Below are 14,526 nucleotides of genomic sequence, written 5' to 3' on the forward strand. Positions count from 1 at the left end.
GGCCGCGACCCCGAACGGGCCGGTCGATCCGTCACGCATCACCTCGAGCGCGCGCTGCGGTGGCCCGTAGCAGCCCAGCCCGTCGAATGTGTCGGCGAGGCCGTCGATGTGCAGGCCACGGGTGGCCAGCAGCAATACCGCCACCGCGAGCAGCCCGGCCAGCGGGCTGGACGGGCCGAAGGCCAGCCCCCCGGCCCGGGTGACCGCGGCGGCCAGTGCGCCCAGGGCGGCGCCGACCACCGGGAGTGCAGTCATCGCGCCCCGGCCCATCGGCCGGGCGCGCCCGACCGGCACCACCGTGCCGAAGCCGAAGGCTGCTGTCGCAGAACGGATCACGGGGTCCAGACACCGGCTTCGGTGAAGGTCGCCATCGACGAGAGCACGGCCACGGCGGCACGCAACACCGGCAGCGCCACCGCGGCGCCGGTGCCCTCGCCGAGTCGCATGCGCAGGTCCAGGATCGGATCCAACTCGAGAGCCGCAAGGGCCAGCCCGTGACCCGGCTCGGTCGATCGGTGACCCGCCTGCCACCATTGCCGCGCGCCGGGCGCGAGCCGATCGGCGACCAGCGCGGCGGCCGTCGCCGCCATGCCGTCAAGCACCAGCGGCGTGCGCCGGACGGCGGCCTGCGCACAAAAGCCCGCCATCGCGGCCAGGTCGGCACCGCCACAGCAGCGCAGCAACCCAACCGGATCGGCCGACACCGCCTGGGCGCGGTAGAGCGCGTCGCGCACCGCGGCCGTCTTGCGCGCCCAGGCGGCGTCGTCGATCCCGGTGCCGAATCCGACGACCGCGACCGGTTCAGCGTTCGTCAGGGCGGCCACCAGTGCCGCCGCCGGGGTGGTATTGCCGATGCCCATGTCGCCCGCGATCAACAGGTCCGCGCCGGCATCGACCTCCTCATCGGCGATCCGCTGGCCCGCCGCGATGGCCTCCGCCGTCTCGTCGTCGGTCAACGCGTCCTCGACGGCGATGTCGCCGCTGCCACGCCGGATTTTGTGTACGCCGATCCGCTCTGCGAGGACCTCGGCGTCTACCGCCAGGTCCTCGACTCGTACCGTCGCGCCGGCGATTCCGGCCAGCACATTGATCGCAGCGCCGCCGGCGTCGATGTTGGCCACCATCTGGGCGGTCACTTCCGGGGGATACGCCGACACCCCGGACCGCGCGACGCCGTGATCACCGGCGAACACCACCACCCGAGCCCGCTCGAAATCCCTTGGCGGACAACGGCCCTGGCACGACGCGACCCACACCGACAGGTCTTCGAGGCGGCCCAGCGCACCCGGCGGCTTGGCAAGGGTGTCCTGGCGGGCACGGGCGGCTGCCGCGACCTCCGCATCCGGTGAGGAAACCGGCGTGAAATCCATCACGTTCCCGGCGTCTTGATCCGAACGGCCTGCCCGGCCACCACCAGCACCACCTGGTCGCACAGGTCGGCCAACCGTTGGTTGAGGCTGCCTAACTCGTCGGCGAACCGGCGCCCAGACGCGGTGGCGGGCACCACGGTCAGCCCGACCTCGGGGCTGACGAGCATTAGCGTCGACCCGAACTCGCCGACCGCGGCGAGCATCTCGTCGACCGGAGCCGCCACCGATCCGTCGTCCCAACCATGATGTCGGTCCAGCATGCAGGTCAGCCACCGACCGACGTCGTCGACGATCGTCGGGCTGCCCGGTGACTGCCGCAACTCGGCCGGCACGTTCTCGGTTTCGACCGTCGACCAGTGGGCCGGCCGACGATCACGGTGGACGGCGACGCGGTGCACCCAGGCCTCATCATCCCGCCCGGCCGGCCCTGCGGCCAGGTAGCGGATGGGCTGGCCCGCTGGCAACGACTCGGCAATGGCCTCCTCCGCCCATCGGGATTTGCCCGACCTGATTCCACCGAGCACCAAGGTGCGCACCGGATCAGTTCTCAGTCGACATCGCTGCCGCGGTCGACTTGGGGACGGGGTGCCCGCATTCGACGCATTTGGGAAGCCCGGGTAGCGGCGTAAAACCCTAATTTCCAACGGCTTTCGGTGTTGTTGGGAAATTTCGCGTCGACCAGCCTGGTAACTTTGCGGCCCAGCAAGACGCCGTCCAGAATCATCACGGCCATTATCACCAGCATCGCGGGAGCCATGTAGACCTGCAGCTGCGGAGCGCCAAACGACATGAACAGCAGCGCCAACGCCGACGGCATGAACAGCCCGAGCAAACTGCGCCGCGAGTCCACCAGGTCGCGGATATACCGCCGCGCCGGCCCCTGGTCGCGCGGCAACAGGTAGGCCTCCTCGCCGGCCATCATCCGTTCCCGGCGATCCGACATCCGGGCGCGGCTGGCGGTTCTTTCGGCCCGGCGGTTCTCGCGGCTGAGCTTGGGACCGGCCAGCTTTTTGCGCCGGGCCCGCGCCTCGGAGGCGGTCATGGGTGCCGGCACCACCGGACCCTTTTTGTTCTGCCGCCTGGCGTCGCTGCGCTTGGGCGTCGGCCGGCCCTTGGGGCCGGTGGTACGCGACCCGCGCGGTTCCCCGGTTGAGTCCGCCGTCCCGTCGTCCGCCGCAACCAGTTCTGTGCCCTCTTCTTGGCCTTTCTTGCGGCCCAGCAGCTTCACATTCGCCAGGTTACTTCGCGAGCGGCCCCACCTCGGAATCCGCCTAGGTTATCCGTGCGCCACCATGGCAGTTCGTCCTACGCTGGCCAGTGATGAACGGCTCGCAGGCCTCGGGTGATGCCGCCGGTGGCCTCGGGCCCGGCCGAATCAACCTGCCTGCGATGCGGGTGCTGGTGGCTCCGGATTGCTTCGGCGACAGCCTGTCCGCGGTGGACGCCGCCGCCGCGATTGCGACCGGCTGGAACCGGACACGTCCCTTCGACTCGTTCATCATCGCCCCGCAGTCCGATGGCGGCCCCGGCTTCGTCGAGGTGCTGAGCAGCCGGCTGGGGGAGCCGCGGCGGCTGCGGGTGTCCGGGCCGCTGGATGCCGAGGTCGAGGCGCGCTGGGTGTTTGACCGTAGCTCGTCGACGGCGTACATCGAGTCCGCGCAGGCGTGTGGTCTGGGACTGCTCGGCCGAACCCCGACGCCGGAGACCGCGCTTGCCGCCCACAGCCGGGGAGTGGGTCAGCTCATCGCCGAGGCGCTGCGCGCCGGGGCCAAGCGGATCGTGGTTGGGCTGGGCGGCAGCGCCTGCACCGACGGCGGCCAGGGAATGATCGCCGAGCTCGGCGACCTGCAGGTGGCCCGCCGAAACCTGGCCGTCGTCGAGCTCATCGCCGCCTGCGACGTCGAGTATCCGCTGCTGGGTCCCTGGGGCGCGGCCCGAGTGTTCGCGCCGCAAAAGGGGGCGGACGCCGCGACCGTCGCCGCACTGGAGGTGCGCCTCGAGGCATGGGCGCTGCAACTGCAAGCGGCGGCCGGACGCGACGTCAGCTCCGAGCCCGGGGCGGGTGCCGCCGGCGGGGTCGGCGCCGGGTTGCTGGCGCTGGGCGGCCGGTGTGAGTCAGGCGCGGAGATCATCGCCGATCACACCCACCTGCTCGACGCCCTCACCGATGCCGAGATGATCGTCACAGGTGAGGGCCGGTTCGATGAGCAGTCCATGCACGGAAAGGTCGTCGGCTCCCTGACCGCCGCGGCACGTCCGCTGCACATTCCGATCGTCGTGCTGGCCGGTCAGGTCTCCATGGACCCGTCCGCGTGGCGGTCATCGGGCATCATGTCCGCGCTGTCCATCGCCGATTACGCCGGGTCGGCGCGGCTGGCGCAGGCGGACGCCGCCAATCAATTGATGGGTTTGGCGGCCGTGGTGGCGGCGCGGTTCGGGACCAGCCGCACGACTCGGGAATAGCCGCACGACTCGGGAATAGCGGGTCTTCGAGGTACCGTTGATGCATTGGGCTTTCCCGAGTCGGACCCGGCCGGTGCCGGGCCGGCCCCAACGATCAAAGCATGTAGGAGAAGCAATGACGGTGCAGAACGAGTCGACCGCCAAGACCCACGGCGTCATCCTGACCGAGGCGGCCGCCGCCAAGGCCAAGGCGCTGCTGGACCAGGAGGGACGCGACGACCTGGCGCTGCGGATCGCGGTCCAGCCGGGTGGCTGCGCTGGCCTGCGCTACAACCTGTTCTTCGACGACCGGAGCCTCGATGGTGACCTGACGGTCGACTTTGGTGGTGTGACCCTGGCCGTGGACCGGATGAGCGCGCCCTATGTGGAAGGCGCGTCCATCGACTTCGTCGACACCATCGAGAAGCAGGGCTTCACCATCGACAACCCCAACGCCACCGGTTCGTGCGCTTGCGGGGACTCGTTCAACTGAGCTAGTACGAGCCTGCGGTGGTCCGCAGGATGTACGAGCACACCAGAATCTGGCCGCGCTGAAATAGCAGCTGCGCGACGCCCTGGACCGGTCCGTGCGACTGACCGCCGGTGGCGGGCGTCACCTGCATGCTGAACAGCACCTGGGCCTGGTACTGGGACAAGTACACGATCTTGTCGATCGACGTCACCTCGACCTTGGAGAACTGGCGACGCAACGCGTCGCTGCTCTGTCTGGCCAGGGCCTGGTCCGCTCTTTTGTCGTGCACACCGTCGTACATGCCGCACAATGCGTTGCGGACGACCGTGTCGATGTCGCGATTGTCCAGGGCGTCCAGGTAGCCCTGAATCGCCGTCTTGGACGACGCCTCGGTGAACGTTCCGCCGGCCCTGGCCCCGTTGGTGCGAACCCCGTACACGATCGCGGCTGTTAGAGCACCGATGAGTGCGATGGCCAGCAGGGTCCCGATAATCAGCCGTTTGCGCCCGTGCTCTGCGGGCGCGGGTGGTGGGGGTTGGGGCGGGGCGAAGGTTGTCTCCGTGTCGTCGGGGTACTCGAGGGGTTGGCCTTCCGGGGGCCCGGCCTGGCCGTGCGGCGGTGGTCCGTCGGTGCCGACGGCGGGGTTCGACGAATGCGGACCTGCCATCGTGGTAACTCCCAACGGTGCTGGATGGCTGCCGCCGACGCATTTCAGGTCCGGCAACCGGTGAGCTCTCTAGGCAGGCTAGCGCAACGCCTGTCGGTGGCCGTGCATGCGACGGGGTCCGATATCCCTGGGTAGGCTAGGCGACCTAACGAACGAAGGGCGGACATTTCGTGACGATCGCGGTAACAGGCTCGATTGCGACGGACCATTTGATGCGGTTTCCGGGCCGATTCTCCGAACAGCTGCTCGCCGACCACCTGCAGAAGGTGTCGCTCAGCTTCCTCGTCGACGACCTGGTGATTCACCGCGGCGGTGTGGCCGGCAATATCGCCTTTGCCATCGGCGTGCTGGGCGGCGACGTGGCGCTGGTCGGGGCCGCCGGCGACGACTTTGGCGAGTATCGCGACTGGCTGCAAACTCACGGGGTCAACTGCGACAACGTCTTGATCTCGACGACAGCCCACACGGCCCGCTTCGTCTGCACCACCGATCTGGAGATGGCCCAGATCGCCTCGTTCTACCCCGGCGCCATGTCCGAGGCCCGCAACATCTCGCTGGCCGACGTGGTGTCCAGGATCGGCAAGCCCGAGTTGGTCATCATCGGGGCCAACGACCCGGAGGCGATGGTCGTGCACACCGACGAGTGCCGCGAGCTCGGCCTGCCGTTTGCCGCGGACCCGTCCCAGCAGTTGGCGCGGCTGTCCGGTGAGGAGATCAGCAAACTCATCGACGGCGCCGCCTACCTGTTCACCAACGACTACGAATGGGACCTGCTGCTGTCAAAGACCGGCTGGTCGGAGGCCGATGTGATGGCGCAGGTGGACCTGCGGGTGACCACGTTGGGCGCCAAGGGGGTGGACATCGTCGACCGCGACGGGGCCACCGTGCACGTCGGCGTCGTGCCCGAAAGCAGCCAAACCGACCCCACCGGCGTCGGCGACGCCTTCCGGGCGGGGTTCCTGACCGGACGCAGCGCCGGTTTGAGCCTGGAACGTTCGGCCCAGCTGGGCTCGTTGGTCGCGGTGCTGGTGCTGGAGTCGACGGGGACCCAGGAGTGGGAGTGGGACCGCTCGGTTGCGGCGTCGCGGCTGGCCGGAGCGTTCGGTGAGGATGCGGCCGCCGAAATCGCCGCGGTGCTCACCTGAGTTGTGCCGAACATATTGTGCCGAGCAGACGCAAAAGCACGCTCTTAGACCGGTTTTCAGGTGCTTTTGCGTCTGTTCGCCCTCATAACTCGACCGGATACACGGGCTCCGCGATCTGCGGCACCACGCTGTGCTCGACAAAGATCGCGTACCACAGCATGAAGATCAGTACCGTCCACAGCCGGCGGCTGTGGTCGCTGACACCGGTTCGATGCTCGTCGAGCATGTGGCGCAGGGCAGTGAGGTCGACGAGGTGCCCGGCCCCCGACGAGTCGATTAGCTGATAGGCCCACTCCATCAGCTCGCCGGTGCGCAGCCAGTGCCGGATGGGCACCGGGAAGCCGAGCTTGGGCCGGTTCAGCACATGGGCCGGCACGATGGGCGCCAGCGCGCGCCGCAGGGCGTATTTGGTAGTGGTGCGGGTGATCTTGGCGTCAACTGGTAACCGCGACGCCACCGCGAATACCTCGGGATCCAGGAACGGCACCCTCAGCTCCAGCGAGTTGGCCATGGTCATCTTGTCGGCCTTGACCAGAATGTCGCCGCGCAGCCAGGTGAACAGGTCGATGTGCTGCATGCGGGCCACCGGGTCCCAGCCGGTCGATTCGGCGTACACCGGCGCCGTGACGTCGGTATGCGTCCAGTCCGGGCGAAATCCCGGCAGCACGTCGCGCAGTTGCGCGTCGGAGAAACTGCGGGCGTTGCCGTAGTAGCGCTCCTCGAGCGTCAGCGAGCCGCGATGCAGCAGGCTCTTGCCGCGCATGCCCTCCGGCAAGGGCTTGGACACCTTGCCCATCGACCGTCGCACCGGCCCGGGCAAGAAGTCGAAGGGTTTCAGCGACAGCGGTTCCCGGTAGATCGTGTAGCCGCCGAACAGTTCGTCGGCACCCTCTCCGGACAGCACGACCTTGACGTGCTTGCGCGCCTCGCGGGCGACGAAGAACAGCGGCACCAGGGCGGGGTCGGCGATGGGTTCGTCGAGATACCAGACGATCTCGGGCAGGGCGGCGACGAACTCGTCGGGCTTGACCACCTTGGCGATGTGCCGGGCCCCGATGGCCTCGGCCGAGGCCACCGCGACGTCGATCTCCGAGAAGCCCTCGCGTTCGAAGCCGGTGGTGAACGTGATCAGCCGGGGGTTGTGCCGGATCGCCAAGGCCGCGATGGCCGTCGAGTCGATGCCGCCGGACAGAAACGCGCCGACGGTGACGTCGGCACGCATGTGCTTGGCCACCGAGTCCTCGAGCACGGCCGTGATCTCGTCGTAGCGGTCCTGCTCGGTGTCGCGGGTGATCGGCGTGACGACGAACCGCGGCGTGAAGTAGCGGGTGATGTCGGGCGCCATCCCGGGCCGGATCCACGCGTAGCAACCCGATTCCAGCCGGCGCACCCCGCGCTGCAGCGTCTCGGGCTCCGGCACGTACTGCAGGACGGTGTAGTGCTGGACCGCACGGTCGTCGATCGCGGTGTCGAAGCCCACCAATGCGGCCAGGTCCAGGAGGCATTTCTTCTCGCTGGCCACCGCGGTGCCCCCGGAGCCGGTCGCCATGAACAACGGCTTGATGCCGAAAGGATCACGGGCACAAAACAATTCACGTGTAACCGTGTCCCACAGCGCGAACGCGAACATGCCCCGCAGCTGTTTCAGCACATCGGTGCCCCAGTAGTGGTAGCCCGCGACAATTGCCTCGCCGTCGCCGTCGGTGGCGAAGACGGCGCCGTGCCGCTGCGCAAGCTCCTCTCGCAATTCCAGGTAGTTGTAGATCTCGCCGTTGAACACCAGCACGTAGCGGTCGGGTGCTTCCGGCGGCCCCCACCGCAACGGCTGGTGCGAATGGGCGATGTCGATGAAGGACAGCCGGTTGAAACCGAACACCACGGACCCGTCAGCGTCGGGGTCGAAACAATTGCCCGGCTCGTCTGGCCCGCGGTGGCGCATCAAATGCAAGGCGCCGGCAATCGCGGCGTCGACTTCGGCAGCGCTGGACGCGCCAGTCTCGCGGCCGTCGGCGTCCGCCGGGACCGCCACTGGTGCTGCTACGAAGGCCAACAGACCACACACGGCGCCCCAGTATGCCGCACGCGGCGACGCTCGCGCGGCCCGCATCCGGCAGGTCGCGGCGACGGGCCGATCATTTGGGACCGCCTCGTCGCCCCATCAGGCGACTTGGTCTACGCTGCGTAGTATTCAACGTTCGAGTAGCCAACTGGTCTCGCGGCTTGCGGGATGAATTGCAGTTCGGCATGGGCTTGTGAGACAGGAGGCGCCAACGTGACACCTCGCGAGCCGGTCCGTTCGCAACGCTGGTCGCAGGGCAGTTCACGGGCCACCGCAGGCACCCGTCGGCTTCGGCTGCTGGCGCTGGCCGGGACGCTGGGTGTACTGACGGTCACCCTGAGTGGTTGCAGCTGGCAAACCGTGTTCGCGCTGGGCTGGCCGGAGGGCATCACCCCGGAAGCGCATGTCAACAGGGAGCTGTGGATCGGAGCGGTGATCGCATCCCTGGTTGTCGGCGCCATCGTGTGGGGCCTGATCTTTTGGACATCCGCCTTCCACCGCAAGAAGGCATCTCACACGGAGCTGCCCCGCCAGTTCGGCTACAACATGCCGCTGGAGCTGGTGCTCACCGTGACACCGTTCCTCATCATCTCGGTGCTGTTCTATTTCACCGTGGTTGTGCAGGAGAAGGTGCTGCATCTGGCCAAGGACCCCGAGGTCGTGATCGACGTGACGGCCTTCCAGTGGAACTGGAAGTTCGGCTACCAGCGGGTCGCCTTCAAAGACGGCACCTTCAACTACGAGGGCGCCGACGAGGCCAAGAAGAAGGCCATGACATCCAAGCCGGAGGGTAAAGACGAGCGCGGGGAGGAGCGCGTCGGGGCGATACGCGGACTCAACACCGAGGACCGCACCTACCTGAACTTCGACAGGGTCGAAACTCTGGGAACCGCCACGGAAATCCCCGTGCTGGTGCTCCCGTCCGGCAGGCGCATCGAGTTCCAGTTGGCTGCAGCCGATGTCGTCCACGCGTTCTGGGTGCCGGAATTCTTGTTCAAGCGCGACGTGATGCCAAACCCGGCGGCAAACAACTCCGTCAATGTCTTCCAGGTCGAACAGATCACCAAGGAAGGGGCTTTCGTCGGTCACTGCGCCGAGATGTGCGGCACGTATCACTCGATGATGAACTTCGAGGTTCGGGTGGTATCGCCCAACGACTTCAAGGCCTACTTGCAGCAACGGATTGCCGGGAAGACCAATGCCGAGGCCCTGCAGGCGATTCATCAGCCGCCGTTAGCGCAGACCACACACCCGTTCGACACTCGCCGCGGTGAACTGGCCCCGAACCAGTAGGTAAGGACACTCATGCATATCGAAGCGAGGTTGTTCGAATTCATCGCGGCGTTCTTCGTCCTGGCGACGGTGTTGTACGGGGTGCTGACCGCGCTGTTCGCCACCGGAGGTGTGGAGTGGGCGGGCACCACGGCACTGGCGCTGACCGCCGGCCTGGCGCTGATCGTGGCCAGCTTTTTCATGTTCGTGGCGCGCCGCCTGGACACCCGGCCCGAGGACTACGAAGGCGCCGAGATCAGCGACGGCGCAGGAGAGTTGGGTTTCTTCAGTCCACACAGCTGGTGGCCGATCCTGATCGCGTTGTCGGGCTCGGTGGCCGCGGTCGCCATCGCGCTGTGGTTGCCGTGGCTGATCGTTGCCGGGGTGGCGTTCATCCTGGCCTCGGTGGCTGGACTGGTTTTCGAGTACTACGTCGGTCCGGAGAAACACTGATCGGCGCTCAAAGGTCACAATCAGGGCATCAGTTGCTCTGTGGTTAGTTTGCCGTGCCCGCTTTGCCTCGCTCGGTTCGGTAGGGTTTGCCAAGGCACAATGAGAACCCCCCGAGCGCGCGCGCAACGAGCCAGCCGCGGAGCCCCGCGCGATCGTGATGCAGTTGGACAGGGCAGGCAGACATGAGCGGGCCGAATTATCCGGGACGGGAATCTGAACAGCCAGATTCCGCCGATGGTTCGAGCGATGAACTTCAGCCCGTGGAAGAGGTTGACGAAAGCGGCGAACACGCCGTAGCAGACCACACCGGTGAAACCGACATCTACTCGCGGGCGTATTCGGCGCCGGAATCCGAACATTTCAGCAGCGGCCCCTATGTGCCCGCCGACTTCCGGCTTTACGACTACGACGCCTACGACGTCTCGTCCGATGCGGACGACGAGCATGCCGCGCCGCGCTGGCCGTGGGTAGTGGGCATCGTCGCCATCGCGGCCGCGGTCGCGCTCGTGGTCTCGGTGTCGTTGCTCGTTGCCCAAACCGACACCAGCAAACTTGCCAATCCCGGCAGCACCACTGCGGCCGCGCCACAACAGGACGAGATCACGACCACCACGCCACCGCCCCTGCCGTCCTCGACGCCGCCACCCCCACCCACGAGCACCGAGATCCCGACAGCGACGGAGACACAGACTGTGACGGTGACCCCTGCGCCACCACCCCCGCCGGCGACCAGCACGGCGGCGCCGCCCCCGCCGGCGACCAGCACGGCAGCGCCGCCCCCGGCGACCAGCACGGCAGCGGCGCCCCCGCCGCCCACGACTACGACGCTCGCCGCGCCCCGACAGGTCACCTATTCGGTGACCGGTACCAAGGCCCCAGGTGACATCATCTCGGTGACCTACGTCGACGCCTCCGGCCGACGACGGACTCAGCAAAACGTGTACATCCCCTGGTCGATGACCGTCACACCGATCTCCCAGTCGGACGTCGGCTCGGTCGAGGCGTTCAGCCTGTTCCACGTCAGCAGACTGAACTGCTCGATCATCACCAGTGACGGAACGGTGTTGTCGTCGAACACCAGCGACCAACCGCAGACGAGCTGCTGATGGTCAGCAGATACTCCGCATACCGTCGGGGCCCGGACACCATCGCGCCCGAAGTCGTCGATCGCATTCTGCTCGGGGCGTGCGCCGCGGTCTGGCTGACGTTGATCGGTGTCAGCGTCGCGGCCGCCGTCGCGCTGACGGATCTGGGGCGGGGCTTTCACAAGGCGGCCAGCAGCGCGCACACCACGTGGGTGTTGTACGCCGTCATCGCCATCTCGGCGCTGATCATCGCGGGAGCCATCCCCGTGCTACTGCGGGCTCGCCGTGCCCCTGACGAGGAGCCGGTGGTGCGGCCGGCGGGCGGCACCCCCACGCGGACGGGCAGCCCGCAGCCGATCAGGTCCGGCGTCCTGACGCGCACTCTCACCGAGCGGGGACGCACTGAGCGGATTCAGGCGCTGCGGCCGGCAGCCTCGAATTGGTCCGGCGCTGCGGTGGACCGGATCTGGATGCGCGGCACCGTCGCCTTGACGGGCACGATCGGCATCGCGCTGATCGCCGTCGCCGCGGCCACCTATCTGATGGCCGTAAACGAAGACGGCGCGTCGTGGCTGTGTTACACGGTGGCCGGGCTGGTCACCGCCGGCGTGCCGGCGATCGAGTGGTACCACGTCCGGCAGTTGCGGGGGGTGGCCGCCGCGCAGTAGTCCGCGCCGCCGCCCGGTGACCGCACGGCGGTTTAGTGCTCGGGATGCTCGCCGTTGGAGCCGCCGGAGCCGCCGGAGCCGTTGATGCTGTCCTGGTGTTCGCGCAACGCGGTCAGCACACGGTGCTCGGAGGCGTGCGCGGCCTCGCGAAGCGCCGCGTCCTCGGCAGCGGGATCGGCCGTGAGGAAGGTGCCGATGCCGGGCGAGCCGGACGAACCCAGCTTGTTCATGCGCTTGGGCAGCGCCGCGCCCTGATACTGCAGCGGGATCGGGTGGCCGTGGTCGTCGACCGGGCCAAGCGGCTGGTGCAGCTCGATGTAGGCGCCATGCGGCAACCGCTTGATGATGCCGGTCTCGACGCCGTGCTCGAGCACGTCACGGTCGCTGCGCTGCAGCCCGACACACCACCGGTAGGTGACGAAGTAGATCAGCGGCGGCAGGATCACCATGCCGATGCGTCCGATCCAGGTCGTCGCGTTCAGCGAGATGTGGAACTTGAACGCGATGATGTCGTTCATGGCCGCCAGCGTCAACACCATGTAGAACGAGATCGCCATGGCGCCAATGGAAGTGCGGACCGGGACGTCACGCGGCCGCTGCAACAGGTTGTGGTGTGCCTTGTCGCCGCTGAACCGCTTCTCCAGGAACGGGTAGACGATCAGCAGAATGAAAATCAAGCCCATGAGCAACGCGACCCAGACGACCGCGGGAATGGTGTGGTGCCAGAAGTAGAACTCCCACGCCGGCCAGATACGTGCCAAACCCTCCGTCCACATCATGTAGAAGTCGGGCTGTGAGCCGGCCGATACCTGGGAGGGCTTGTACGGTCCCAGATTCCAGATCGGGTTGATCTGCAGCAGGCCGCCCATCAGCGCGAGCACCCCGACGATGCTGGCGAAGTAAGCGCCGGATTTGACCGCGAACACCGGCATCACGCGCACACCGACCACGTTGGTCTCGGTGCGGCCGGGCCCGGGGAACTGGGTGTGCTTCTGGAACCAGACCATCGCCAGATGCAGACCGATGAGCGCCAGGATGATGGCCGGCAGCAGCAAGATGTGCAACGCGTAGAGCCGGGGGATCAGGATGGTCCCCGGGAAGTCACCCCCGAACAGCGCCCAGTGCAGCCACGTGCCGATGATCGGCATGCCCAGCGTGATCGACGACAGCGCGGCCCGCAGCCCGATGCCGGACAACAGGTCGTCGGGCAGCGAATAGCCGAAGTAGCCCTCGAACATGGACAGGATCAGCAGCAGTGAACCGATGACCCAGTTGGCCTCGCGCGGTCGCCGGAACGCTCCGGTGAAGAAGATGCGAGCCAAGTGCACCATGATCGACGCGGAGAACATCAACGCGGCCCAGTGGTGGATCTGGCGGACGAACAGGCCGCCCCGGACCTCGAAGGAGATGTCCAGCGCCGATTGGTAAGCGCGCGACATCTCGACGCCGCGCAGCGGTTGGTAGACGCCGTTGTAGGTGACTTCAACCATGGATGGGTCGAAGAACAGCGTCAGATACACACCGGTGAGCAGCAGCACGATGAAGCTGTACATGGCGATCTCGCCGAGCAGGAACGACCAGTGCGTCGGGAACACCTTGTTGAGCTGACGTCGTACCGCCGCCGAGGGGTGATAGCGCGTGTCGATGTCCTCGCCTTGGCGGACCAGGACGTCACCGATTTTGGGGGGACTCAGTTTCGGACTCATGATGTCGTGCGCTCCCAGAATGCCGGTCCGACGGGCTCGATGAAGTCGCCGTTGGCGACCAGATACCCGTTGGGGTCGATCGTGAGGGGCAGTTGCGCCAGCGCACGCGCCGCCGGACCGAAGATCGGCTTGGCGAAGTGCAGGGCGTCGAACTGCGATTGGTGGCACGGGCACAGGATGCGGTAGGACTGCTGCTCGTACAGTGACGACGGGCAGCCCAGGTGCGAGCAGACCTTGGTGAAGGCGAAGAACTCGCCGTAGTTGAAGCTTTCCTGTCCCTGACGCTTGACCACGCGGCCCAGGTCGCTGGGTTTGATGCGGATGAGCATCACCGGGTTGCGGATACCCATGGCGATCGCCGACAGCTTTTCGTGCGATTCCACGGTGGTGCCGTCGCCGTCGGACTCCCGCCACGGGAAGACGGTCTCCATGCCACCAGCGTCCAAGTCTTCCGGACGCATCTTGATGAATGGTGGTCCGTCGTGCGCGCCGGTAGCCCGCGCCAGGTAGATGGTCTCGCCCTTGTACCGCGGGGTCCAGCCCGAGGTCCAGAGCACCGCCTTGAGTCCGTCGGCGGTGGGCACCACCGGCTTCCACGGATTTTTGATCAGACCGCCAGCAATCGCCACCAGCGTGGAGAGCCCGAACGCCCCCAACCCGATGCCGAGCGAGGCCCCGATCAGCTTGCGGCGCTTGATCGTCGAGCCTTCCAGGGCATCGGTCAGGTTGGCGACCACCGTCTTGCGGTCGATCTCGCGAGACGCGCCGTCATGCCGGTCCTGGATCGAAATCTCTTCGGGGATAAAGCGTTTCTGGTACAGCACAGCGCCGATTGCGATCGCCAGGATGGACAGCCCGAATGTCGTGCCGTACAGCGGGGTGGCGAGCGAGTAGAGGAAGTTACCCGGGTCCTCCCGCGGTTTGTACTGCCACGGCCAGAACAGAAAGACCACCAGCAACGCCAGCCCGAACGCGCCACCCAGCAAAAGCCACAGGGCGACGCCGCGGGCGGCACGCTTCTCGGCCTTGGTGCCCTCGATCGGCCAGCGTGGCTCCTTGTAGGCGATCTGGACACCGTCGAGCCGACCGCCGAGGTCCAGCAGTTGGTTGTTGGACATCTCGGCCAGGGTTGCCTCGTCGGGCTCTTGCATCCCGGTTCCCTTGTCGGTGTCCGACCCGCTCATGAT

15 protein-coding genes are annotated in these 14,526 nt (G+C 67.1%); 7 read left to right on the forward strand and 8 right to left on the reverse strand.

From position 1 onward, the window contains the following. From JO236_RS11695 to JO236_RS11710, 4 genes are all read right to left on the reverse strand, one after another. A partial coding sequence (locus tag JO236_RS11695; RefSeq protein ID WP_293329739.1) for an adenosylcobinamide-GDP ribazoletransferase occupies positions 1–336 on the reverse strand: 336 nt, incomplete at its 3' end. Further along, entirely contained in the window at positions 333–1,373 is a 1,041-nt protein-coding gene (cobT, locus tag JO236_RS11700; protein ID WP_293329741.1) for a nicotinate-nucleotide--dimethylbenzimidazole phosphoribosyltransferase, read from the reverse strand. The genes JO236_RS11695 and cobT, both read right to left, overlap by 4 nt. Next, on the reverse strand, positions 1,370–1,906 hold the full coding sequence (locus JO236_RS11705) for a bifunctional adenosylcobinamide kinase/adenosylcobinamide-phosphate guanylyltransferase (protein ID WP_293329743.1): 537 nt from the start codon (positions 1,904–1,906) through the stop codon (positions 1,370–1,372). The genes cobT and JO236_RS11705 overlap by 4 nt, the downstream gene beginning before the upstream one ends. Positions 1,907–1,917: 11 nt before the next feature. Beyond that, positions 1,918–2,553: a DUF3043 domain-containing protein gene (locus JO236_RS11710; RefSeq protein WP_293329772.1), complete on the reverse strand. Its 636-nt coding sequence runs from the start codon at positions 2,551–2,553 to the stop codon at positions 1,918–1,920. Between the two features lie 206 nt (positions 2,554–2,759). Between JO236_RS11710 and JO236_RS11715 the strand changes: the two genes are divergently transcribed. Both JO236_RS11715 and JO236_RS11720 read left to right on the forward strand, forming a co-directional pair. Continuing rightward, the gene (locus JO236_RS11715; RefSeq protein WP_293329775.1) at positions 2,760–3,833 is read left to right on the forward strand and encodes a glycerate kinase; all 1,074 of its coding nucleotides are present in this window, start codon (positions 2,760–2,762) and stop codon (positions 3,831–3,833) included. Between the two features lie 115 nt (positions 3,834–3,948). Next, on the forward strand, positions 3,949–4,305 hold the full coding sequence (locus tag JO236_RS11720) for an iron-sulfur cluster assembly accessory protein (protein WP_293329745.1): 357 nt from the start codon (positions 3,949–3,951) through the stop codon (positions 4,303–4,305). Position 4,306: 1 nt separating this feature from the next. Here the strand turns inward: JO236_RS11720 and JO236_RS11725 are convergent, their stop codons facing one another. Next, on the reverse strand, positions 4,307–4,951 hold the full coding sequence (locus tag JO236_RS11725; RefSeq protein ID WP_293329748.1) for a hypothetical protein: 645 nt from the start codon (positions 4,949–4,951) through the stop codon (positions 4,307–4,309). Between the two features lie 170 nt (positions 4,952–5,121). Between JO236_RS11725 and JO236_RS11730 the strand changes: the two genes are divergently transcribed. Beyond that, positions 5,122–6,096, forward strand: a complete 975-nt coding sequence (locus tag JO236_RS11730; RefSeq protein WP_293329751.1) for a carbohydrate kinase family protein — start codon at positions 5,122–5,124, stop codon at positions 6,094–6,096. Positions 6,097–6,178: 82 nt separating this feature from the next. Here JO236_RS11730 and asnB read toward each other — a convergent pair whose 3' ends face one another. Next, positions 6,179–8,158, reverse strand: coding sequence for an asparagine synthase (glutamine-hydrolyzing) (gene asnB, locus JO236_RS11735; protein ID WP_293329754.1), 1,980 nt, complete (start codon positions 8,156–8,158; stop codon positions 6,179–6,181). Between the two features lie 210 nt (positions 8,159–8,368). Here asnB and JO236_RS11740 point away from each other — a divergent pair, with 210 nt between their 5' ends. The 4 genes from JO236_RS11740 (at position 8,369) to JO236_RS11755 (ending at position 11,633) form a co-directional block, all read left to right on the forward strand. Beyond that, positions 8,369–9,448, forward strand: coding sequence for a cytochrome c oxidase subunit II (locus tag JO236_RS11740; RefSeq protein WP_293329757.1), 1,080 nt, complete (start codon positions 8,369–8,371; stop codon positions 9,446–9,448). A 12-nt stretch (positions 9,449–9,460) separates the two neighbouring features. Beyond that, positions 9,461–9,880 (forward strand): cytochrome c oxidase subunit 4, encoded by a 420-nt coding sequence (locus JO236_RS11745; protein WP_293329760.1) that lies wholly within the window; start codon positions 9,461–9,463, stop codon positions 9,878–9,880. A gap of 182 nt (positions 9,881–10,062) precedes the next feature. Beyond that, positions 10,063–10,986: an MmpS family transport accessory protein gene (locus JO236_RS11750; RefSeq protein WP_293329763.1), complete on the forward strand. Its 924-nt coding sequence runs from the start codon at positions 10,063–10,065 to the stop codon at positions 10,984–10,986. Then, entirely contained in the window at positions 10,986–11,633 is a 648-nt protein-coding gene (locus JO236_RS11755) for a DUF2561 family protein (RefSeq protein ID WP_293329766.1), read from the forward strand. The genes JO236_RS11750 and JO236_RS11755 overlap by 1 nt, the downstream gene beginning before the upstream one ends. 32 nt (positions 11,634–11,665) lie before the next feature. Here JO236_RS11755 and JO236_RS11760 read toward each other — a convergent pair whose 3' ends face one another. Beyond that, positions 11,666–13,339, reverse strand: coding sequence for a cytochrome b (locus JO236_RS11760; RefSeq protein ID WP_293329769.1), 1,674 nt, complete (start codon positions 13,337–13,339; stop codon positions 11,666–11,668). After that, entirely contained in the window at positions 13,336–14,523 is a 1,188-nt protein-coding gene (locus JO236_RS11765; protein WP_293329778.1) for a ubiquinol-cytochrome c reductase iron-sulfur subunit, read from the reverse strand. The genes JO236_RS11760 and JO236_RS11765 overlap by 4 nt, the downstream gene beginning before the upstream one ends. Positions 14,524–14,526 lie beyond the last annotated feature (3 nt).

The sequence above is a fragment of the Mycobacterium sp. genome (assembly GCF_019247635.1).
Lineage (GTDB): Bacteria > Actinomycetota > Actinomycetes > Mycobacteriales > Mycobacteriaceae > Mycobacterium.

Coding starts and splice junctions, on each gene's coding strand:
- JO236_RS11715 (WP_293329775.1), top strand. CDS start 2,760: ATGCGGGTGCTGGTGGCTCCGGATTGCTTCGGCGACAGCCTGTCCGCG.
- JO236_RS11725 (WP_293329748.1), bottom strand. CDS start 4,951: ATGGCAGGTCCGCATTCGTCGAACCCCGCCGTCGGCACCGACGGACCA.
- JO236_RS11755 (WP_293329766.1), top strand. CDS start 10,986: ATGGTCAGCAGATACTCCGCATACCGTCGGGGCCCGGACACCATCGCG.
- JO236_RS11765 (WP_293329778.1), bottom strand. CDS start 14,523: ATGAGCGGGTCGGACACCGACAAGGGAACCGGGATGCAAGAGCCCGAC.
- JO236_RS11750 (WP_293329763.1), top strand. CDS start 10,063: ATGAGCGGGCCGAATTATCCGGGACGGGAATCTGAACAGCCAGATTCC.
- JO236_RS11720 (WP_293329745.1), top strand. CDS start 3,949: ATGACGGTGCAGAACGAGTCGACCGCCAAGACCCACGGCGTCATCCTG.
- JO236_RS11745 (WP_293329760.1), top strand. CDS start 9,461: ATGCATATCGAAGCGAGGTTGTTCGAATTCATCGCGGCGTTCTTCGTC.
- JO236_RS11760 (WP_293329769.1), bottom strand. CDS start 13,339: ATGAGTCCGAAACTGAGTCCCCCCAAAATCGGTGACGTCCTGGTCCGC.